The organism is Flavobacterium sp. SP2 (genome assembly GCF_057626655.1).
In genome coordinates, this window is record NZ_JBVHBT010000002.1 from 355,243 (window position 1) to 378,262 (window position 23,020).

Annotated in this window: 20 protein-coding genes; 10 read left to right on the forward strand and 10 right to left on the reverse strand. The window is 33.6% G+C overall.

Annotated elements, in window-relative coordinates; genetic code table 11:
* Window positions 1-130 precede the first annotated feature (130 nt).
* The 3 genes from bioA to ACZ098_RS06080 all read right to left on the reverse strand — a co-directional run bounded on the left by bioA (window position 131) and on the right by ACZ098_RS06080 (window position 3,463).
* The gene (gene bioA / locus ACZ098_RS06070) at window positions 131-1,402 is read right to left on the reverse strand and encodes an adenosylmethionine--8-amino-7-oxononanoate transaminase (protein WP_487310848.1); all 1,272 of its coding nucleotides are present in this window, start codon (window positions 1,400-1,402) and stop codon (window positions 131-133) included.
* A gap of 90 nt (window positions 1,403-1,492) precedes the next feature.
* Window positions 1,493-2,119 carry a dethiobiotin synthase gene (gene bioD, locus ACZ098_RS06075; RefSeq protein ID WP_487310849.1) on the reverse strand — a complete coding sequence of 209 codons (627 nt, stop codon included), beginning with the start codon at window positions 2,117-2,119 and terminating at the stop codon, window positions 1,493-1,495.
* 192 nt (window positions 2,120-2,311) lie between these two features.
* Window positions 2,312-3,463, reverse strand: coding sequence for an aminotransferase class I/II-fold pyridoxal phosphate-dependent enzyme (locus ACZ098_RS06080; protein ID WP_487310850.1), 1,152 nt, complete (start codon window positions 3,461-3,463; stop codon window positions 2,312-2,314).
* A 123-nt stretch (window positions 3,464-3,586) separates the two neighbouring features.
* Here ACZ098_RS06080 and ACZ098_RS06085 point away from each other — a divergent pair, with 123 nt between their 5' ends.
* The 3 genes from ACZ098_RS06085 to ACZ098_RS06095 are packed head-to-tail and all read left to right on the forward strand — an operon-like array spanning window position 3,587 to window position 4,493.
* Window positions 3,587-4,099 (forward strand): DUF2975 domain-containing protein, encoded by a 513-nt coding sequence (locus ACZ098_RS06085; protein ID WP_487310851.1) that lies wholly within the window; start codon window positions 3,587-3,589, stop codon window positions 4,097-4,099.
* Between the two features lie 2 nt (window positions 4,100-4,101).
* Complete coding sequence (locus tag ACZ098_RS06090) at window positions 4,102-4,308, forward strand: helix-turn-helix domain-containing protein (RefSeq protein WP_487310852.1); 207 nt, start codon at window positions 4,102-4,104, stop codon at window positions 4,306-4,308.
* Between the two features lie 14 nt (window positions 4,309-4,322).
* On the forward strand, window positions 4,323-4,493 hold the full coding sequence (locus tag ACZ098_RS06095; protein WP_487310853.1) for a GldL-related protein: 171 nt from the start codon (window positions 4,323-4,325) through the stop codon (window positions 4,491-4,493).
* A 45-nt stretch (window positions 4,494-4,538) separates the two neighbouring features.
* Here ACZ098_RS06095 and ACZ098_RS06100 read toward each other — a convergent pair whose 3' ends face one another.
* From ACZ098_RS06100 to ACZ098_RS06130, 7 genes are all read right to left on the reverse strand, one after another.
* Entirely contained in the window at window positions 4,539-4,820 is a 282-nt protein-coding gene (locus tag ACZ098_RS06100; protein WP_487310854.1) for a F0F1 ATP synthase subunit delta/epsilon, read from the reverse strand.
* A gap of 75 nt (window positions 4,821-4,895) precedes the next feature.
* Entirely contained in the window at window positions 4,896-6,407 is a 1,512-nt protein-coding gene (gene atpD / locus ACZ098_RS06105; protein WP_487310855.1) for a F0F1 ATP synthase subunit beta, read from the reverse strand.
* Between the two features lie 215 nt (window positions 6,408-6,622).
* A complete protein-coding gene (locus tag ACZ098_RS06110; protein WP_487310856.1) occupies window positions 6,623-8,179 on the reverse strand; it encodes an SGNH/GDSL hydrolase family protein in 1,557 nt (518 codons plus the stop codon).
* A 35-nt stretch (window positions 8,180-8,214) separates the two neighbouring features.
* On the reverse strand, window positions 8,215-11,064 hold the full coding sequence (locus ACZ098_RS06115) for a TonB-dependent receptor (protein WP_487310857.1): 2,850 nt from the start codon (window positions 11,062-11,064) through the stop codon (window positions 8,215-8,217).
* A gap of 293 nt (window positions 11,065-11,357) precedes the next feature.
* Window positions 11,358-13,202 carry a glutamine--fructose-6-phosphate transaminase (isomerizing) gene (glmS, locus tag ACZ098_RS06120; RefSeq protein ID WP_487310858.1) on the reverse strand — a complete coding sequence of 615 codons (1,845 nt, stop codon included), beginning with the start codon at window positions 13,200-13,202 and terminating at the stop codon, window positions 11,358-11,360.
* An 11-nt stretch (window positions 13,203-13,213) separates the two neighbouring features.
* Entirely contained in the window at window positions 13,214-14,863 is a 1,650-nt protein-coding gene (gene bamH / locus ACZ098_RS06125; RefSeq protein WP_487310859.1) for a BamH family beta-barrel-assembly machinery protein, read from the reverse strand.
* Window positions 14,864-14,883: 20 nt separating this feature from the next.
* Entirely contained in the window at window positions 14,884-15,687 is an 804-nt protein-coding gene (locus ACZ098_RS06130; RefSeq protein ID WP_487310860.1) for a glycogen/starch synthase, read from the reverse strand.
* 106 nt (window positions 15,688-15,793) lie between these two features.
* Between ACZ098_RS06130 and panC the strand changes: the two genes are divergently transcribed.
* Genes panC through ACZ098_RS06165 form a run of 7 tightly spaced genes read left to right on the forward strand, consistent with a single transcriptional unit; the run spans window position 15,794 to window position 23,018 of the window.
* Window positions 15,794-16,639 carry a pantoate--beta-alanine ligase gene (panC, locus tag ACZ098_RS06135; protein WP_487310861.1) on the forward strand — a complete coding sequence of 282 codons (846 nt, stop codon included), beginning with the start codon at window positions 15,794-15,796 and terminating at the stop codon, window positions 16,637-16,639.
* Window positions 16,640-16,666: 27 nt separating this feature from the next.
* Complete coding sequence (panD, locus tag ACZ098_RS06140; protein ID WP_487310862.1) at window positions 16,667-17,017, forward strand: aspartate 1-decarboxylase; 351 nt, start codon at window positions 16,667-16,669, stop codon at window positions 17,015-17,017.
* A gap of 7 nt (window positions 17,018-17,024) precedes the next feature.
* The gene (locus ACZ098_RS06145) at window positions 17,025-17,984 is read left to right on the forward strand and encodes a lysylphosphatidylglycerol synthase transmembrane domain-containing protein (protein ID WP_487310863.1); all 960 of its coding nucleotides are present in this window, start codon (window positions 17,025-17,027) and stop codon (window positions 17,982-17,984) included.
* A 60-nt stretch (window positions 17,985-18,044) separates the two neighbouring features.
* Window positions 18,045-19,196 carry an alpha/beta hydrolase gene (locus ACZ098_RS06150; protein WP_487310864.1) on the forward strand — a complete coding sequence of 384 codons (1,152 nt, stop codon included), beginning with the start codon at window positions 18,045-18,047 and terminating at the stop codon, window positions 19,194-19,196.
* Between the two features lie 17 nt (window positions 19,197-19,213).
* On the forward strand, window positions 19,214-20,575 hold the full coding sequence (radA, locus tag ACZ098_RS06155; protein WP_487310865.1) for a DNA repair protein RadA: 1,362 nt from the start codon (window positions 19,214-19,216) through the stop codon (window positions 20,573-20,575).
* Window positions 20,576-20,607: 32 nt separating this feature from the next.
* Window positions 20,608-21,066 carry a gliding motility lipoprotein GldH family protein gene (locus ACZ098_RS06160; protein WP_487310866.1) on the forward strand — a complete coding sequence of 153 codons (459 nt, stop codon included), beginning with the start codon at window positions 20,608-20,610 and terminating at the stop codon, window positions 21,064-21,066.
* Window positions 21,063-23,018 carry a transglycosylase domain-containing protein gene (locus tag ACZ098_RS06165; protein ID WP_487310867.1) on the forward strand — a complete coding sequence of 652 codons (1,956 nt, stop codon included), beginning with the start codon at window positions 21,063-21,065 and terminating at the stop codon, window positions 23,016-23,018. The genes ACZ098_RS06160 and ACZ098_RS06165 overlap by 4 nt, the downstream gene beginning before the upstream one ends.
* The last annotated feature ends 2 nt before the right edge of the window (window positions 23,019-23,020 follow it).

Genomic DNA, 23,020 nt, shown 5'->3' on the forward strand with positions numbered 1-23,020 from the left:
GCCCTGACACTGGAATTGTTTGAGCTCTTGGCATTTTTTTCTTTTTAAAAAATGACAAAGCGAGTTCCTGTGGCAGGAATATGGATTGCTGAAAATGACCAAGCCATTCGCTTCTAATTATTTTACAAATTTAAACTATTTCTAACGCTTTTTCGATAGTTTCGTAGACTTTTTGAAGTTGCTCTTTGGTGATGATGTACGGCGGCAAGATGTAGACGATATTACCAATTGGCCGCATGATGATGCCATTTTCCATGAAGTAATTAAAGAGTTTGTTACGCATTGTGCCGTAATAAGATTCTTGCGATTCGGATTTGATTTCTAATGCGAAAATGACTCCGAGAACGCGTGTTGTTGTAACTTTTGGATGCTGTTTTATTTTTTCTTGGAACGCTAGATGTGAGGCGTTTACTCGTTGAATATGTTGTTGCATTTCAGGAGTTTGTAACAACGAAATGCTTGCCAAAGCTGCGGCGCAACCTGTAGGATTTGCTGTAAAAGTGTGTCCGTGGAACAAAGCTTTATTTACATCGTCGTCGAAAAAACCATCGTAAATTTCCTGACAGAATGTGGTAATTGCCATTGGAATTGTGCCGCCAGTTAGTGCTTTTGAAAGGCAAATTACATCCGGTTTTATTTCTAAGTAATCAGTTGCAAATGTTTTTCCTGTTTTTCCGAAACCAGTCATGACTTCATCTGCAATTGTGAAAACTTGATTTTGATTACAAATTGCAATCATTTTATTCAGAATTTCTGGCTCGTACATGACCATTCCGGCTGCACCGAGAACTAATGGTTCAAAAATAAACGCTGCGTATTCGTTGGTTTTTACTAGACTTTCTAAAATTTCGATGGCATTTTGTTCGTTTCCTTTTGTTGGAATTGGAACTCGAACAACTTCTAATAATGAATTTCGAAAGGCTTCGGTGTAGAATGAAATTCCGCTTGCTGCCATTGCTCCGAAAGTATCGCCGTGAAAGGCGTCTTCGAAAGCGATGATTTTGGTGCGTTTTTCTCCTTTATTATAAAAATATTGTAGACATCCTTTTATAGCGACTTCTACCGCTGTTGATCCGTTGTCGGAATAGAAAATTTTCTTTTGGTTTGACGGTAAGATTTCCATCAGTTTTTCTGACAATAAAACGGCTTTATCGTGCGTGAAACCTCCAAAAAGTACATGTTCTAAGGTTGTGAGCTGCTTGTAAATAGCGTCTGCAATAATCTGATTGGAATGCCCATACGGATTTACCCACCAAGAAGCGATGGCGTCGATGTATTCTTTATCGTTTTCATCCCAAAGCAAAGCGTCTTTTCCTTTGACAATTGCCGGATGAAATTGTGCTGTTTTGTGTTGCGTATAGGGATGCCAGTTGTATAATAAATCTCTTTCGGAAAGGTTCATATTTTAGAATATAGAAAATAGAGAATAGAAAAAAGACTACTCGCTAAATGTTTTTGCAAAGATAAACTCTATTATCTAACCGTCTCTCATCTATTCGTCTAATTTTAGTAGATTTTCTCGAAACAAATCGGCGTAATATCGAATAACATTCTGATCGAAATACGGTTCATCATCGATTCGACCAATGAATTTGGCATGGGTTTTATTGAGGATAATTTCTTCTGAAGCCTTGTTTTCATCTCCCGAAAAAATGATTCCGGCAACTTTTAAATTTCGGCTTTTTACTGCTTCGAATGACAATAAAGTATGATTAATACTTCCAAGATAGTGACGAGAAACCAGAATAATTTTATAATCGGGCTTAATTAAATCGATAATAGCATCCTTATCATTTAGTGGAACTAATAATCCGCCAGCGCCTTCAATTATTAAATGATTATTGGTTGTTGAAGGTTCAACAATCTTTTTTAAATCTATAGTTACTCCGTCAATTGCTGCCGCCAAATGTGGACTTGCTGGCGTATTCAATTTATAGCTGTTTTCATGAATGACTGTTTGGTCATTTGAAATATAGCGCTGTATTTTATGGCTATCTGAATTGTCTAAATCTCCTGCTTGTACTGGTTTCCAATAATCGGCTTCTAACGATTGTGTTATAATGGCTGATGTTATTGTTTTCCCAACGTCGGTTCCGATTCCTGTTATAAATAGTTTCATAATATTTCTTTACACGCAAAGTTCGGGAAGAATGCATACAGAAACAAATCGTTGAATGAAATTTCACAAAGATTCTCAAATAAAAAATAGTTACACTAAACTTATTGAAAATCTGTATAAAACTTTCTTCCTCTCTTTTCAAAAACTTTGTGAATCTTTGTGCAAAAAAATTAGTGAACCTTCGTGAAACAATTAAAAAATCAAAGAACTCAACAAGTATAAAACATCAGCGATTTCCTTTTCAGAATTATAAGAGTGCAAACAAAAACGTAGTCGTTCTTGACCTTCTGGAACAGTTGGTGAAAGAATGGCTTTTACATCAAATCCGTTTTTTTGAATCTCCGAAGCGATATATTTCACTTTTTCATTACCAGGAATTATGGCCGATTGAATAGCTGATTTATTGCGTACGAAAACTTGTTTCAAACTTAATACTGTTTTCTGTTGATTGAAGTACTGGATATTATTCCGCAGTTTCTCAATAGTTTCTGATTGCTTTTCCAATTCCTGATACGCAATATAAATTGTAGCAACTGCATGAGGCGAAAGTCCTGTTGTATAAATAAAGCTGCGGGCAAAATTTACAAGATACTCTTTCAATTCCTTACTACCCAAAATTGCTGCGCCATGACAACCCAATCCTTTTCCGAAAGTCATTATTCTTGCAAAAACTTGATCTTGTAGGTTTAGTGCTTGAATTAATCCTTGTCCGAAATCCCCAAAAACTCCTAACGCATGAGCTTCATCTATTACTAAATTGCAATTGTATTTTTCTGAAAGATTCACCAAACTTTCTAATTCTGGTGAGTCGCCGTCCATTGAAAAAACCGATTCTGTGACAAGGTAGATTTCGTGATTTTTACTATTTACTTCTAATCTTTTGAGCTGATTTTCTAAGTCTACCAAATCATTATGCTCGAATTTGTATGATTTTGCATTACTCATTTTAATTCCGTCACGAATTGAAGCGTGACAAAGTTCGTCGTACAAAATTACATCATTGCGTTGCGGAACAGCATTAAAAAAACCGACGTTAGCATCGTAACCTGAATTGAAAATCAACGCCGTTTCAGATTCATGAAATTTGGCAATAAAATCTTCAGCAATGGTGTACAAATTATGATTTCCAGAAATCAATCTTGAACCGGTTGCTCCATTTATTTTGATGTTATTTTCAATTAGATACTGATGTGTTGTATCAAAAATACCTTCAGAATTGGCAAAACCTAGATAATCATTGGAAGAAAAATCTACTAAATTATTTTGCGCCGTTAATTTTCGCAACGATTGGTTTTGATTGCGCTGATTTAGTTTTTCTGATAATTGCTTTGGAAAATTACTCATAGTTGTACAAAGGTAAAAAATCTTTATAGAATACAAATTTTAATAAAAATGTTGTTTTTTGATGTTTTATTATTGTTTTACAATAATTTTTATATATTTGTAATGAACTTTAAAACTTAAAGCATGAGAAAATTAAACTTTTTGAAAACTGTATTAGATTTATTTTGGTTTTTCACCCTTATCTCAATAGCAGGAATGCTAATTTTTATTCCACTATATTTCTTTAGCTCTGACAATGATATGTCCATAAAAATAAAAGGCCACGAAATTTCAACTAGTACTATTATTGCTAAAATAGTTGTTTTCGTAAATGTTATTAGTGGCTTATTATTTGTTTACAGCATTTATTTGTTAAGAAAAGTGGTCGGAATGTTTCAAAAGAAAGAAATTTTTAATGATGAAGTGGTGAAATCCTTTAATTTAATTGGAAAGTTAATAATTGCTTCTTCAACTATAAGCTCATTATCGCTATTCATTTATAATGGCGTTGAGAGAAAACATTTAGGTTTGACTTTAGATTTTGGTAGTTATGATTCCTTTTTAATTTCTATTAGCTTGGGATTATTCTTTATGGTAATTAGTGAGATTTTCAAGATTGCTAAAAATATGAAAGAAGAAAGCGACTTAATGATTTAACTATGGCTATAATAATTAACTTGGATGTAATGTTAGCTAAAAGAAAAATGCGCTCCAACGAATTGGCTGAGCATGTCGGCATAACAACAGCTAACATTTCAATATTAAAAACTGGAAAAGCTAAAGGAATTCGGTTTTCGACTTTAGAATTGATTTGTGAAATATTAGAATGCCAGCCTGGCGATATAATGGAATATGTACAAGACTAAAAAAATAAAATAACATGAAAAGAAACTTATCTTTATTACTAGTTGGAATGGTACTAGTTATTGTTGGCGCACTTCTTAAAATACAAAAGTACGAAGTTGCTCAATTTGTAATGTTGGTTGGCTTGGCTATTGAAGCCTTTGCATTAGGCTCAATTGTATGGCAATCACTTAAAAAAATTAAATAAAAAAAGTCCCGATAAATCGGGACTTTTTGTTTATGCTAAATTGTCTTAGTCGGCTAAAACAATAACTTTATTATCTTTCATTTCGATAGTTCCAGATGCTATTTCTAAAGTGTAGGTTTGGTCGTTTACTTTAATAAACTTTGGCGCTACTTCCTTGTTGATTGTAAAACTTGAAGCAACAATTTTTATTGCTCCTTGTTTTAAAATGGATACTATTGGTGCGTGATTGTTCAATATTTGAAATGATCCATCCACTCCTGGAAGTGTGATTGATGTTACTTCGCCTTTGAATAATGTAGCTTCTGGTGATACTATTTCTAAAATCATTTCTAATTATTTTAAATTTTAAATTTTATTATTTTAAATTAATTTATAATTTAAAATTCATAATTTAAAATATTATTACGCTTCTGCCAACATTTTTTCTCCTGCTTCGATTGCATCTTGAATAGAACCTTTAAGGTTGAAAGCTGCTTCTGGCAAGTGATCCAATTCTCCGTCAATGATCATGTTAAATCCTTTGATGGTATCTTTAATGTCAACCAAAACTCCTGGTATACCTGTAAACTGCTCAGCTACGTGGAAAGGTTGTGATAAGAAACGTTGAACACGGCGCGCTCTTGAAACAGAAAGTTTATCTTCTTCTGATAATTCTTCCATACCTAGAATCGCGATGATATCTTGTAATTGTTTGTATTTCTGTAAAATTTCTTTTACTCGCTGAGCACAATCGTAGTGGTCTTTTCCTAAAATTTCTGGAGTAAGGATTCTAGAAGTTGAATCCAATGGATCAACTGCTGGATAAATACCTAACTCTGCAATTTTACGAGACAATACAGTTGTTGCATCTAAGTGAGCAAATGTTGTAGCTGGAGCTGGATCTGTTAAGTCATCCGCAGGAACGTAAACCGCCTGAACTGAAGTAATAGAACCTTTTTTGGTAGAGGTAATTCTTTCTTGCATCGCACCCATTTCGGTTGCTAATGTTGGCTGATATCCTACCGCAGATGGCATACGACCTAAAAGAGCCGAAACCTCAGAACCTGCTTGTGTAAAACGGAAAATGTTGTCAACGAAGAAAAGAACGTCTTTACCTTGGTCTGAACCTGCACCGTCACGGAAATATTCTGCAATAGATAATCCAGATAACGCAACACGAGCTCTTGCTCCTGGTGGCTCATTCATTTGTCCAAAAACGAATGTAGCTTTAGACTCTCTCATTCCTGGTTTATCAACTTTAGATAAATCCCATCCTCCATTTTCCATAGAGTGCATGAATTCTTCTCCGTATTTAATAATTCCTGACTCTAACATCTCACGAAGTAAGTCATTTCCTTCACGTGTTCTCTCTCCTACTCCTGCGAATACAGAAAGTCCACCGTGACCTTTTGCAATATTGTTAATTAACTCTTGAATCAATACCGTTTTACCTACTCCAGCACCACCGAACAATCCAATTTTACCTCCTTTAGAGTAAGGCTCAATTAAATCGATTACTTTGATACCAGTAAACAGTACTTCAGAAGAAGTTGATAAATCTTCAAATTTAGGTGCTTGACGGTGAATTGGCATACCGTTTTCTCCAGTTTTTGGCAAATCTCCTAACCCATCAATTGCATCTCCAATTACGTTGAATAATCTTCCGTAAACGTCTGCTCCGATTGGCATTTGAATTGGGTTTCCAGTTGCTTGCACATCTGTACCACGACTTAAACCATCTGTTGAATCCATAGAAATAGTACGTACTGTATCTTCTCCAACGTGCGATTGCACTTCAAGAATTAATTTAGTACCATCTTTTTTTATGATTTCTAATGAATCGTAAATTTTTGGTAATTCAGCATCTTTACTGTTGAATACTACGTCAACTACTGGTCCGATGATTTGAGAAACTTTTCCTATTGCTTTTGACATTGCTTATGTATTTATTAAATAGCGTGTTAGAAATAAAAAAACTTGTGGTTTTTTCAGAGTGCAAAGATAATTTTTTATAAATAAATAATCAATAATAAATGTCTATTTTTTTATTGAAATTTTAAATTATTATCTCAATGCTGTTATTTTGGAGATAGATTATATAAAAAAAGCCACCAAGGAATACTTGGTGGCTTGCTGTAAAATTTATTTTTCTAAAGAACAGAAGGATATAAAATTCTAGTAGTAAAAAGATTAATACCTTTTAAATTTGAACCATAAGTTGCATTAATTGCTTCGATAAATTTATTGGCAATTAGCGCATATCCTCTTGGACTTGGATGAACACCATCTAATGAAAATCCACCACCTGATACATAAGTTGAAGTAACAGTATAGTTATTTGCCGACACACCACCATTAGCAACTTGATTTAACACCGCATTAGCATCTACAAAAGCCAAACCTTTAGCAGAAGCTAGTGTTTGAATACTTGCATTAAACGCATCAGTCGCAGTTTTAACTTCTAGTGTTTCAGCAGCAGTTAACGTAGTATTATCTTGCATAGGAAATGAAACCCCTACTGTGTTAAATGGAGCCGGCGCACCAGCTTGTGTAGTTCCAATCACTCCTCTTGCAGTTAATAAAATATAATCTTTAGAACCCGCAGTATTTCTTGCATGTCTAGCTCTTCCATAAAGGTTACCTAAAAATGCTGCAGTTGTAGGACCAACAGCAGGCGTTAGAACTGCAGTAATTTGAACTGATAAATTAGGCAAACTCTCATCAATGATCAATAATGGATTTTGCTCAACCGTTGCCGAATTTCCATCATCCGCAACCAAAGTAGCAAATCTATTAGGTTGTCCTATTGCAGTTGTTAATTGATTGATTCCTCCAAATAATTGATTAAGTTGACCTGCACTAGCCGCTGGCAAACCTGGAATTGGATTAGTAGGAACTGTTGTAAAAAACGGAACTGATGTAACATAAGGAATGTTTGCAACAACTCCTTTTGCACCATTTGCTGTTAAATTATCCAACAAAGTGCTGTAAACAGATTCGAAAACATTTGGATCTGTTATGTCATTTGGACCATAAGTCGCAGGACTTAAATTACCTAATCTATTTACACCTACACCACCTGAAGTAGCATAACTCAATACGTCGTTATTACCAATCCATAAAGAGAAAAAAGTAGGAGCTTGAGTTAAAGCATCTGCTAAAACAGTTGTAGTAGGCGAAGATGCAAAACGAACAAAAAACGGATTTGCTTGTCCAGAAGCAACTCCTGCCACATTTCCATAACCAGGAGCAATTAAATGAAAACTTTTAGCTCCAGGAACACCCATGTTGTTGAATTGACCTGATAATGTGTTAGTTATCTCAGTAGATGGGGTTCCAGAAACAGGAACTGGACCAGTACCATTAAAATACAACCTTGGCCCTTGAACTACATTTCCTCCTAAAAGTAAACCTCCAACATTGTCGGCCATGTAAGGTATTTTAAATTCTCCACCACCAACTAGCGAAAACTGATTAGCCAATAAATTTGTATAAGAATCATTTTGCCCTTGTATAAATAATGTACCATCAGCAAAACCAGCAGTTAATGAATTCCCTAAAGCAACGTATTTACTAAAATCTGCAGAACCAGCAGTTAGAGGAAGTCCATTTGATGAATTAGGATCAGTAACAGCCTCATCATCGTTATTATCACAAGCTATTAAAGTTAATGAAACTAATAATAACCATTTGAAATTTTTTATCATAATTATATAATTATATGTTATTGCTTAGAAAAAAATTAAGGATTGATTGTTAATGAAGCAAAATATTGTTGTCCAATTGCTCCAGCACCCAATACTTGAATGTATTCTTTACCGAAAAGATTGGTTGCTCCAAATTTAAGTGTCGATTTTAGTTTTGGAATTGAGAAGTTTACTTGTGCATCTAAAACAGTAGCCGACTCTATCATTCCATCTGCAAATGATGATTCCCATAAATATTCGTTATTCCATCTTGCACTTACATTAAAACCAACATTTTTAAATAATTTATCATTACTTAATGTTGCTTTCACTCTATGTTTTGGTGTATTAAATCCTGCTTCAAAACTTGGATCTTTTGCTTGATCAAAATTAAATTCAGCGTAGTTATAATTAGCTCCAAACTCAAAGTTTTTAATAATTCTTTTTGAAATTCCGATTCCAAAACCTAATGATTTTATTTCTACATCAGTATTAGTGTACAATTGGTAATTTCTAACATTTCCATTTTGAAGTGCATGTAAACTTTGTGCACCTCCATCTGTTGGACCAGCTAAAGGATTTGGCGCATCTTGTGCTGTACCATAATATGGTGCTACAACAGTTAAATTACCAATAAAATCATTATAAATATTATAATAACCATTAACATCAATTGAAAAATCTTGAACTTGTCCTCTATATCCTAAATCAAAAGCTTTAACAGTTTCTGGTTTAACTAAACCAACATTGGTTCTTCTTAATAAAGCAGAAGCAGCAACAGGATCTGTTGGTGCCAAAGCAGCAAATGCTTGAACTGAAGTTGCAGTATAAGAATTGTAATAAGCATTCTGACCCGTCATTATTGCAGTTGTTCCACCAGCAAAAGCTTGTCCTACCGCTGTACTAACTGGTAATGTTTCTGAATATCTGTCTAAGTTGTCTGGAGCAGAACCAAGTAATACCGCATTTCCAACATTAAATCCAATGTATTGATCTTGAGTAGTAGGGTTTCTAAATCCAGTTTGAAAAGAAGATCTGAAATTATGATTCTTTTTTTCTCCAGCCGAATATACTAAAGATACTCTTGGAGAAAGGTTTCCGTCAAAATTTTGACTTTTATCGTATCTGATAGAACCTGTAAATTTCAAACGGTCTTCCATCAATTTCTTTTGAACTTGAGTATACGCTCCGTATTCATCATATTTTATACCTCCAAATTCTGGTGTATCGGTGTAAATTCGACCAAATGAATTTAAATCATATCTTCTAGCTGAACCTCCAACTTGAATTTCAGCAAACTTAATAAGGTCTTTAAAGTTATAATTTACATCTGAATGATAAATTTTAGACTCATCTACAAGCTTAGAACCGCTTAGTACATCAGGGTTAGAAATAACATTATTAAATGCAGCTTTAAAAGCATCTGTACCTGGAATTAATCTTCCTGTATCTGCTACATTTCTAGCATTTTGATGCGCTTGAGTTGGTGTTGCACCAGCAAGAGTTGATTGTACATAGGCTCCAGCATATTGCCCAAACCAAGTTGAATCAGATTTCCAAGCACGGTTTACATTTATACCTGTAAAACGCATATCGTATGAATTTCCTCCATTTTCAGTAGTGAAATATCCTCTTATAAAAAAGTTTTTCCCTTTTAACTCAATTTTATGTTGTTGCATAAAAAAGTCATTAAGATAATATCTGTTTGCTCCTTGATATACTGTACTTCCAAATCCGAATTTACTTTGAAGTATGATTTCAAAATCATTTGCAAAAGGTTTGAAATGTAATGAGTAATCAATTTTAGCATTTTTAACTTCGTTGTCAGTTAAATCAACTTCGTTGTAACCTGTTCTTGAAACGTTTTCGTTTGGTAAAATTGCATTAAATGCAGGGAATTGAGCAGGTGTTATCGCTCCAGCGTTTAAAAGACCTTGCGCAACACCTCTTATGTTTGTTGAAACTTCATCTCCATAAACATTTAAACCATTATAGTTATGGTGTGATCTATCTCTTCCTTCAAAACCTAAATCTCTATAATCTGTAGCGTACCAATCAGTTCCTTTAAGAAATGTAAAGTTAGCTTTGGCAGCAAAATGTGGAGAGAATTTTTTAGCGACACGTACTCCGTAATCATAGTAAAGATTATTTCCGGCAGCTTGTTGTGAGGTTTGACCTATTTTGGCGTAAGCCGAAACTCCTTCACTTACAAATGGACTTTTACTGTTTATAAATAAAATTCCGTTGAATGCATTTGCACCGTATAATGCAGATGATGCTCCTGGCAAAAGCTCAACACTTTGCACATCAATTTCAGAAGTACCGATAAGGTTTCCTAAAACGAAATTCAAAAGCGGAGAAGAGTTATCCATTCCATCAACCAATTGCAAAAATCTAGTATTAGCAACCGTTGCAAAACCTCTAGTATTTATAGATTTAAATGTCATACTACTCGTATTCATTTGAACCTCTTTCAAGTTTTCTAAACCATCGTAAAAGGTAGGAGATGCAGTTTTTTTGATGTCCTTTATACTCATTCTTTCAATGGTAACAGGAGATTCTTTGATTCGCTCTGGAGTTCTTGAAGCAGAAACAACTATTTCATCTAATTGAGTTTCTTTATCTGTAAAAACAATTTGTAATGATTGATTGTTGGAAGTAACTTCTTGCTCAGTTGAACCATACCCAACGCTAGTGATTTCAATTGTAAAAGGTGGTAACTTAGACGTTTTCAATGTGAATTTTCCATCGCCATCAGCAACTGTTCCTGAATCGTCGCCAACTACCCTTACGTTGGCTCCTGGAACTGGTTCGTTCTTGCTATCTTTTACCGAACCTGAAACTGTCGTTTGCGCAAATGAAATGCTACAAAAAAACAATGTCAAAATAAAATAATAAATCTTCATTAGGCTAAAATTTTGTTGGTTTAAGTAGCCAAATTACAAATATTTTTTATATTACTAAAAAAACATCAAGTTAATTTCACTATTAACAATGAAATTATATATTTATTATTTATTTGATATTTACGATTTTTTAAACTTTTCTTAACATTTTGTAGATATTAACAAATAAATAGTATGCATACATAATAAATTTCTAAATTTTTTAAATTTATCATAATAAAATTTGTTAATAAATAAAAATAAAAAAAGCGAGATAAAATCTCGCTTAATGTTATAAATAATGACATTAATTACTATTCTACCGTAACCGACTTAGCTAAATTTCTTGGCTGATCAACATTACAACCTCGTAACACAGCAATATGATAAGACAATAATTGCAACGGTATAGTTGTTAATAATGGTGATAAAGCGTCAGAAGTATCAGGAATTTCAATCACGTGATCGGCTAAATCTTTTACTTGTGTATCGCCCTTAGTAACTATAGCAATAATTTTACCGCTTCTCGATTTAATTTCTTGAATGTTACTTACCAATTTATCATAATGTCCTTGTTTTGGTGCAATTACAATAACTGGCATTTTATCATCAATCAAAGCAATCGGACCGTGTTTCATTTCTGCAGCAGGGTAACCTTCAGCGTGAATGTATGATATTTCTTTTAGCTTCAATGCTCCTTCTAATGCTACTGGAAAATTATACCCTCTTCCCAAATACAAACAGTTTGGAGCATCTTTATAAATTTCTGCAATTTGCTTAGCAATATCGTTTGTATTCAATGCTTCGGCAACTTTTTCTGGTATTAATTCTAATTCTTGCAAATACCTAAAGTAATCTGAATTAGAAAGCGTTCCTTTTGCTTTAGCTAAACGTAAAGAAATTAACGTCAAAATTGTAATTTGAGTTGTAAATGCCTTAGTCGATGCAACCCCAATTTCTGGACCAGCATGTGTATAAGCACCAGCATGAGTCTCTCTAGAAATTGATGATCCAACAACATTACAAACTCCAAAAACAAAAGCTCCTTTTTCTTTAGCAAGTTTAATTGCAGCTAATGTATCAGCGGTTTCTCCAGACTGTGAAATGGCTATAACAACATCTTTGGAAGTTATGATTGGATTTCTGTATCTGAATTCCGAAGCGTACTCAACTTCAACTGGTATTCTTGCAAATTCTTCAATAATGTACTCTGCTACTAATCCGGCATGCCAAGAGGTACCGCAAGCGATGATTATTATACGTTCTGCATGAAGAAATTTTTCTAAATTATCTTCTATACCAGCCATCTGAATGATACCAGTATTTGCATGAAGCCTTCCTCTGTAAGTATCTTTTATAACATTTGGCTGCTCATAAATTTCTTTAAGCATGAAATGTTCGTATCCGCCTTTTTCAATTTGTTCCAAATTCATTTGCAACTCTTGAATGTAAGGATCAACCAACGAATCGTCTTTGATTTTTCTAATTTTCAAGGATTTATTCAATCGTACTATTGCCATTTCTTCATCTTCTAGATAAATAGCATTTGAAGTATACTCAATAAATGGAGATGCATCTGAAGCGATAAAATATTCGTTTTCACCAACACCAATTGCTAACGGACTTCCTAATCGAGCTACAACTATTTCATCTGGCTTTTTAGTGTCAAAAACGCAGATTGCATAAGCACCAACCACCTGATTTAAGGCTATTTGTACTGCTTTACCCAATTTTAAATTGTCCTTTTTCTGTACATCTTCAATAAGATTAACTAAGACTTCAGTATCAGTATCTGATTTAAAAACATAACCTCTTTTTATCAGCTCTTTCTTAAGTGGTTCATAATTTTCAATGATACCATTATGAATTATAGCCAAATCTCCAGAGTTGGACAAATGTGGATGTGAGTTAACATCATTAGGAACACCATGTGTTGCCCAACGCGTATGTCCCATTCCAATGGTGCCATTAGTCAAAATTTCTTTTGATTTTTCTTCAAGATCAGAAACCTTGCCTTTGGTTTTAGAAACTTTTAAATTAGTTCCATCATAAAGCATTATTCCGGCACTATCGTAACCTCTATATTCTAGTCGCTTTAAGCCTTTAATAATAATAGGGAAAGCTTCTCTTGTTCCAATATATCCTACAATTCCACACATAGTTATAAGTATTATTCAGGTTTTGTGTAAAAAATTTCTAATTTCATTCTTTTCGCCTCAGGCACATTTGGTGATGCTTTACTACCATAAATCAAAGTTCCTAACGGGTTTATAACAGAAGAAAAAGGAACTCTGTCTAAAGTTGGAGACACTGGATTTTTTAATCGTGCCGTACTCACATTACCAATATTTTCCGTTACTACCAATCCTAGTTTAACGTTGGTGGAATCGTTATTAATCAAATTCCTAATGTGTCGTGTTAGTCTTACTTTATATTTAACACCTCTAGGGTTTTCGGCATCATCAACCTCTATAATTCCGCCATGAACTCTTTTATTAAACTTTTCTGTTGCTCCCAAAGTTGTATCGTCAAAATAATCTAAAAGTGGTCTTCTGTTATTTATATCATACAAATATATTCGATTTGGTTCAGGCGCAGTTCCCATGGCATCTTTATCGATATAAAAAGTCAAATTAGCTTCATTAATTAACCAACCATTAGTCTTTAATGCTTGTAATTCTGGAAATTTTCCGGTAATGGGATTTGCCTCTCCAAACAAACTAATTACTGCCATTGCACCTTGCTGTCCTTTTAAGTATAATTTTTCATCACCTAAAGTTGGATTTGCCGCAGCTATATTACTCAAATAAGCAGTATTGTCTTCGTTTTCGAAAAGATTTACGCTATTACCTAGTGTTTTTAATATTAATGTTTTTCTGACACGTGTTTCATTAGTTGCAGATGTTTGATCGCGGTATACAATAGTTATTTCACCTTTAGAAAAATCCATCATTGCCATAGAACCTCCATCAGGATCGGTAGTTGCAGCATCCACTTTAAAATAGATACCTTTAAAATAATTTTTGAAAACATTGTTATTTAACAGCTTGCCTGCTGGAGCATTTGCTATTTTATTTTTAAAAAACTGCTTGTTTAAATTCAGAAACATTCCAGGCGCTAAGCGTTGTTTCACTTTGGTTTCATTATCTTTTACATAAGTCAGCTTGATTTCTTTATTACTAAAAACAAACTCATCATTTTGAGTTACAACATTTTGCCCATCAATAGTTTGATCATTCAATCTATTATTTGCCAAAACACTACTATTATCTACAATTGCTTGTGTAAATTCAGGAGTTTGATTTGAATAATAGCGTTGCGGTTGTTGTAAGCCCGAAGAAGCGTCGAAATCTCTTAAATAATATCCTGACTCATATAAACTCAATTTAATTTTTTTAGTTCCGCCTTGGATTGAATCTAATTCATACGTACTATCACCCGTTTCGCTATCTCTAACCGTTTTTGCACTATTTATGAAATAAGGCACATACAAATACACCGAATCAATTACTACCGCACCCGGATTAAAAAACTTTGGATCGGCACCGACTAGTTCAACTTGTGTAACAAAACTAGCTTTGGTTTTTCCAAATACTGGATTGTTGTAATAACCCAGCGCATTTAAGGGCAAATTATTGGTTTGAACCACATCGACTTTTTGGTTGTAGGCTACAACAGAAGCCTCAGAGTATTTGTCAAAATTGTAATGATCGGGTCCAATAACATCGGTTCCGATTTCATTATAATCTTTGTCGCAAGAAATTACGAAAATTGCAAACAACGAGAGCAATAATGATTTAAATAAGAAATTAAATTTCATGTTTTTAATGTAAATTATAATTATAACATATTTTTATAAAAGGATGTGTAAGCAGCTGCAAACTCCTCTTTCGGTGCGAAAGGTAAAAAAGGTTTATCCGAAGATTCTATAAATTTTGTTAAACTTGACGACAGATTGTCTGATGCAATAATTACAGCATCTGAATGAAGAATCGACGTTTTGATTAAATTCTCGTAATTTGGCGTTTCCAAATCAGCAATTGCCTCTGCAGGAATACCGTCAAACTTCACTTTGTTAATCATTTCAACATCTAAAGTACCATCAAACGATTGAGCATAAATTGAGCTTACAATCTTAGTCTCCGAAAACAAGGCTTCGTCTTTATAAAAATGCTTCATGTAAACAGGAAGCATTGATGCCATCCAACCGTGAACGTGAATAATATCGGGAACCCAATTTAATTTTTTTACCGTTTCGACTACACCTTTTGCAAAGAAAATGGCACGTTCGTCGTTATCTGGATACATCACACCATCTTCATCAGAAAATGTGGCTTTGCGTTTAAAATATTCGTCGTTATCTATAAAATATACCTGAATTCTTTCTTTAGGAATTGATGCAACTTTAATAATCAACGGCATATCAACATCATTTACCACAAGATTCATCCCAGAAAGGCGAATAACTTCATGCAACTGATGTCTTCTTTCATTGATATTTCCATACCTAGGCATAAAAATTCTAATTTGTCCGCCTTGATCGTTAATCATTTTAGGCACATCATAAGACATCAGAGAAACTTCGTTCTCTGCTAAATAAGGCACCACTTCAGATGATACATACAATATCCTCTTGTCTTCCATACAGTATTATGTTTATTTATTGAAAATAAAAGCACGCAAAATTACGAAATTTTATGCAGTTATTTACTAAAATAGTAAGTTTGTACCCTATTTCAAATAAAAGCTGATGCACATTTTTACGAACAATGTCGATTTAAACCATTATTTATTGGGTGTTTCTGCCTCAAATTCGAGTATAGGATTTGTTCCAACTATGGGTGCATTGCATGCTGGACACTTGTCTTTGCTTAAAGAATCCATAAGAAATAACGCAATTACCGTGATAAGTATTTTTGTAAATCCTACACAATTTAACAATCCTGAAGATTTAAAAAAATATCCAAGAACACTTGAAGCCGATATTGATAAAGTGAAAACTGTAAGTGACGAAATTGTTATTTATGCGCCAACTGTAGAAGATATTTATGAAGGAAATACTAAATCCAAGCACTACAATTTTGACGGATTAGAAAATCAAATGGAAGGAAAGTTTCGACCAGGACATTTCGATGGTGTTGGTACAGTGGTAAAACGATTATTTGAAATTGTGAAACCAACAAACGCCTACTTTGGCGAAAAAGATTTTCAGCAACTACAAATAGTTAGAAAACTTGTAGAAAAACAAAAACTACCCGTTACTATTGTTGGATGCGAAATATATAGAGAACCTAATGGCTTAGCAATGAGTTCAAGAAACGAAAGATTAACAGATGTTGAACGTAAAGAAGCATCCTTAATTTTTAAAACACTGCAAGAAGCAAAAATACTTTTTGCCAGACAATCTGCTAAACAAGTAATCAATTCGGTTGAACAAATATTTAAAAAACATCCTCAATTTGAATTAGAATATTTTGAAATTGCCGACGAAGCCACATTACAATCGTGTAAACGAAAAAGTAACAATAAAAAATACCGCGGTTTTATAGCTGTATTTGTTAATAATGTCAGATTGATTGACACTATTTCTTTCTAAATAAAAAAAATAATATAACTTTGCACCATGCAAATTCAAGTAGTAAAATCGAAGATTCATCGCGTTAAAGTAACTGGCGCTGATTTAAATTATATTGGTAGTATCACTATCGATGAAGAGTTAATGGACGCTTCAAATCTTATTGAAGGAGAAAAAGTTTCTATTGTAAACATCAACAATGGTGAACGTTTTGAGACTTACGCCATCAAAGGTCAAAGAAATTCAGGTGAAATTACATTAAATGGTCCTGCGGCAAGAAAAGTTCATGCTGGCGACATCATTATCATTATTTCCTACGCAACTTTAGATTTTGAAGAAGCTAAGACTTTCAAACCATGGTTAGTTTTTCCTGATGAAACTACCAACACCCTGAAATAATTAGTTTGTGAAAAAAACCATAAGCAAGTGGCTGTCAATCTTAATTCCTTTAATTTTAGGAGTGGCTCTGATTACTTATCAGTACAATTCGTTTACACCACAACAACTTGCAGAAATAAAAAGCTATTTTAAAAACGCTGATTATTTCTACATTAATTTATCGCTTTTTGTCGCGCTATTCGGCTTTATTTCACGTGCTTACAGATGGAAATTTTCAATTGAACATTTAGGATATCAATCTAAATTTCAAAATAATTTCATGGCAGTATGCGTTTGTTATTTCATGAATTTATCTATTCCACGTTCAGGAGAAATTTCTAGAGCAGTAGTTTTAAAAAAATACGAAGGCATTCCGTTTGACAAAGCATTTGGAACCATAATTGCCGAAAGAGTAGTGGATACCCTAATTTTTTTACTCTTTATTATAGTTGCATTTATCCTCCAATTTGATGTTTTAAAAGATTTTATATTAGCAACAATTCCTTTCAAGAAATTATTGATTTTAATGATCGTTGGTTTTGTAGGTTTCCTAACTTTTATACTAATTTGGGTCTATTCTAACTGGAAAATAATCCATAAACTTAAGAGTAAACTTTCAGGACTTGTAGAAGGAATGACCAGTATTTTAAAAATGAAAAACAAATGGGCGTTTCTTTTTCATTCATTATTTATTTGGTTTACCTATTTGCTCATGTTTTATATTACCATTTTTGCACTTAAAGAAACGAGTAATATTGGCATTAGCGCCATCATTATTGGCTTTGTTTTTGGAACACTTGCCATCGGATTTACCAATAGTGGTTTTGGTGCTTATCCTTTATTAATTGCTCAAATTTTTGTGCTTTACGGAGTTTCAAATACTGCTGGAACTGCTTTTGGATGGCTAGTTTGGACTTCGCAAACCGCTTTAACTATTCTACTTGGCGGACTATCGTTTTTACTATTACCTGTATTAAATAGAAAATAATTTGTTATCTTGCTTGCTTTAATATGTACCCTACCGCGTTAAAACAAACACTAACAAATTATGAAAAAAGCAATTCTATTTTTTCTTTTAATTCTTACATCAAATTCTTTTTCCCAAAAAACTAAAGATAGTATTTTATCAAGAAAATTAGATAAATACCGACACCTAACGGTATCACTTCCTCCATCGTACAATAAAGACAGTAAAAAAGCATTTCCTATTTTGCTTTTATTAGATGGCGACTATCTATTTGATCCATTTCAAGGAGCATTAAGTTATGGCAATTATTGGGATGATTTACCAGAAGTTATCCTTGTTGGTCTTGATCAAAACAAAGAAAACGAACGCTTCAACGACTGTTCCATTGATAAAGAAACTGGTTTGCCAGATGCTAAAGGTTCCAAATTTTTCGAATTTATAGGTGGCGAATTGATGCCTTATTTAGAAAAAAAATACCGCGTAGCGCCGTTCAAAATTATTGCAGGTCACGATGTAACTGCTGGTTTCATGAACTTTTTTCTTTACAAAGATGATCCTATCTTTAATGCTTACATTTCTTTTAGTCCTGAATTATCTTTAGAAATGGAAAATATTGTGGCATCAAGATTATCAGCTATGAAAAATAATGTTTTTTATTATCAATCATCTGCCGATGGCGATATAAAAAAGATGAAAGAGAAAATTAAAATTTTAGACGAAAACATCAAAACGGTTAAAAATCCGATGCTGAATTATCAGTACGACGAGATTCAAGGCGCATCACATTACTCATTAGTTTTGCACTCTATTCCCAATGCTCTTTATCAGTTCTTTGTTGCATACAAACCTATTTCGACAACTGAATTCCAAGAAAAAATCGTGAAACTTCCTTCTGGATATGTTGACTATTTAGTCGCAAAATACGAAATTTTAGAAAAAGCAATGGGAATGAAAATGAATATTCGTTACAACGATTTCAAAGCTATTGAAGCTGCTATTATAAAAAACAAAGCCTATTCTGAGTTGGAACAATTGTCGCAATTATCTCATAAAATGTATCCCAAAACCATGCTTGGCGATTATCATTTAGCACTATATTATGAAAATACAGGCGATTTTAAACGTGCTTCGAAAACCTATTTGAGTGCATATCAGTTGGAAGAAATTGGAAGCTTAACCAAAGACATGATGCTTGCAAAGGCAGATGAACTTAGAAGTCAAATTAAAAAATAATACAAGTAAAATACCAAATGTCGAAACTAAAAACTTCTTTTTTTTGTCAAAATTGTGGCACGCAGTATTCTAAATGGCAAGGCCAATGCAATGCCTGTAAAGAATGGAATACTATCGTAGAAGAAGTGATTCAAAAGGAAGAAAAAACCGCTTGGAAACCTATAACTAATGAAGTCAAAAAAGCATCGAAACCCTTAAAAGTTGCCGAAATTGATTCGACTTTAGAGGTTAGAATGAATACCGTTGACGAAGAACTCAATCGCGTACTTGGCGGCGGAATTGTACCCGGTTCCTTAATATTACTTGGCGGCGAACCCGGAATTGGAAAAAGTACATTGCTGTTGCAAATTTCACTCAAATTACCTTACAAAACCTTATATGTTTCGGGCGAAGAAAGTCAGAAGCAGATAAAAATGCGTGCCGAACGAATTACACCAAACGGAGACAATTGCTATATTTTAACCGAAACTAAAACTCAGAATATTTTCAAGCAGATTCAAGAAATTGAACCCGAAATTGTAATTATCGATTCCATTCAAACGCTTCATACCGATTACATCGAATCATCGCCAGGAAGTATTTCTCAAATTAGAGAATGTACTGCCGAACTTATAAAATTTGCCAAAGAAACCAATGTTCCGGTAATTTTAATTGGGCATATTACTAAAGATGGAAGTATCGCTGGACCAAAAATTTTAGAACACATGGTCGATACGGTTTTGCAATTTGAAGGCGATAGAAACCATGTATATCGAATTTTACGAAGTTTAAAAAACCGATTTGGATCTACAGCCGAACTCGGAATTTACGAAATGCTCGGTTCTGGCTTGCGCGAAGTTTCCAATCCGTCAGAAATATTACTTTCACACCGTCAAGAAGAACTATCTGGAACAGCAATTGCTTCTACACTTGAAGGAATGAGACCATTGATGATTGAAATTCAAGCACTAGTTTCGACCGCAGTTTATGGAACGCCACAACGAAGCACCACTGGATATAACGCCAAACGACTCAACATGCTTTTGGCAGTCTTAGAGAAGCGTGCTGGATTTCGTTTGGGAACAAAAGATGTGTTTCTAAACGTTACTGGCGGAATTTCAGTCGACGATCCAGCAATCGATTTGGCAGTGGTTGCGGCAATTTTATCATCCAACGAAGATATTGCGGTTAATAAAGACGTATGCTTTGCTGGTGAAGTTGGATTGTCAGGAGAAATTCGTCCTGTAAACCGAGTGGAACAACGCATTCAAGAAGCCGAGAAACTTGGTTTTGCAACAATTTTTGTATCTAAGTACAATAAAATTGCAAGTAAATATCCGGGGATTAAAATAGTTTTAGTAAGTAAGATTGAAGAAGTTGTAGCACATTTATTTGGATAAATTTCAATAGTAATAGTATAATTTGCAATAAAATGAAAGCAAAAATTGTGTATCTCATCTGTTTTGTCTTTTTAATATCATGCACTACTTCTGTCTACTCTAAATTAGATAAAAATTTTGAAGACAACCGTTGGCAAAAAACCGACGTCAAAAAGTATAAATTTAACATTGAAGAAGAAAACCAGTTTTACTCGTTAGTTTTTAAATTTAGTCACATTTACGATTATCAATTCCCTAAAATTCCAATAGTTGTAACCTTAGAGAAACCTTCTGGAGCAATTGAAAAAACAGTAGTAGATGTAGTAATAAAAGATCAATCGGGTAAAGAACTTGGTGATTGTGCTGGCGATATTTGTGATTTATCACAAATTATTAAAAACAAAATAAAACTCCAAAAAGGAAGTTATACCGTAACTATTACTAACAATTTTAAAGGCAACTATTTACCCAATGTATTAGCGATTGGTTTTGAAGTTGAAAAAACAAAATGACAACAAAAAAGAAGTACTTTTTTTTAGCAATCAAAATTTTACTCCTCGTGCTACTACTTGGAGTGGTGCTTCTTTTTGCCTTTAGAAATTCGGTTTTACAAAGCACCATTGCTAAAGTTAATGGTAAATTGAAACGCGAGTACCAATGCGAATTCAAAATTAAAAATGCTCAATTCAATGGATTGACTGATCTTGAATTTGAGAAAATTTCATTAGTTCCTAAAGACGCCGATACGTTAGTTTACATCGAAAATTTAAAAACTAGCGTAAGCTTTTGGAATTTATTTCTTGGAACGGTTCAATTGGGAACATTAGACATTAACGACGGATTTGTCCAACTTGTAAAAAACAAAAACGGTAAGAATTTCGACGCTTTTTTAAAAAGTAAATCCGAAAAGGAATCGTCTACAGAAAAAGGCAATTATGCTAAACTTGTTTACCGTATTTTATCGCAAACTTTAAATTTGGTTCCAACCGATATGAACGTTAAAGGATTTGAATTTCGAATGGACGATATGGGAAATAAAGTGATTTTAGACTTTAAAAAACTTGCCTTACAAAACAAGCAATTGAATACTTTAATTAACGTTCAAGCTAATGATTTTTCACAAGATTGGAGCATTTCAGGATTTGCAGATCCAAGAGATAGAAAAGCCGATTTAAAGTTCTTTAATGCTAAAAACGATAGTATCTTAATTCCCTACATCACTCAAAAATTCAATTTAAAAGCCAGTTTTAAATCCATTCTTTTCAAACTAGAAAATCTTGATATGGATGGTGGCGAATTGCATATTGATGGCTTCGCTGCTATTGAAAAACTTTCGATAAACCATCCAAAAATTGCAACTAGAGATGTGGTGATTAACAATGCTAAATTTGATTACCGTTTTTTATTTGGAGAACGCTTCGTGGCTATTGACAGTACCTCAAGGGTGAAAATCAGTACTATAAATTGCAAACCATTTGTATATTACTCCAATGACGATGACAAAGTTTACGCACTCAAATTAGACATTCCAAAAATGAAGGCGCAAGAATTCATCAACTCTTTACCCAACGGCTTGTTTAAGCATTTTCAAGGTATGGAAGCCGATGGAAATTTTGCTTACAATTTGAACTTTAAGTACCAAACAAGCAAACCCAATAGCGTTGTTTTTGAAAGTCACTTACAACCCGAAAATTTAAAAATCACTAAATATGGTGAAGCCAATTTAAATAAATTAAATACTGAATTTACGTACCAAGCTATAGAAAATGGAAAAGCACAAAGACCAATTTTTGTAGGTGCATCAAATCCAAATTATACGCCGCTTTCGCAAATTTCACCTTATTTACAAAAGTGCGTTTTGACTAGTGAAGATCCTTCATTTTTTAACCATCGCGGTTTTATAAATGAAGCATTTAAACAATCAATTGTAAAGAATATTAAGACAAAAAAGTTTTCTCGTGGTGCAAGTACAATAAGCATGCAGTTGGTTAAAAATGTTTTTCTAACTCGCGAAAAAACACTTTCAAGAAAATTGGAGGAAATTTTGTTGGTTTATGTTTTAGAAAACAACCGAATTGCTAGTAAAAGCCGAATGCTCGAAGTCTATTTTAATATAATAGAATGGGCACCGAATGTATACGGCATTGGCGAAGCAGCTGCTTATTATTTTCAAAAAAGTCCAATAGATTTATCGCTCAACGAATGTTTGTTTTTGTCTACAATCATTCCAAAACCCAAAGGATTCATGTCTCGATTTGATGCAGAACATCAATTAAAGTCGTATGCAATTCAACAAAATAAATTCTTAACACGCATCATGCTACGTCGCAACTTAATTACTCCTAACGATACCATTGGCCAGTTTCCGGTTACTTTAGTTGGTCCAGCAACGTTGCGCTTAAAACCAAAAGTTGTGGTTGAATCAGTTACAGATTCGACAGCAGTTGAAGAATTTAATTTTTAATT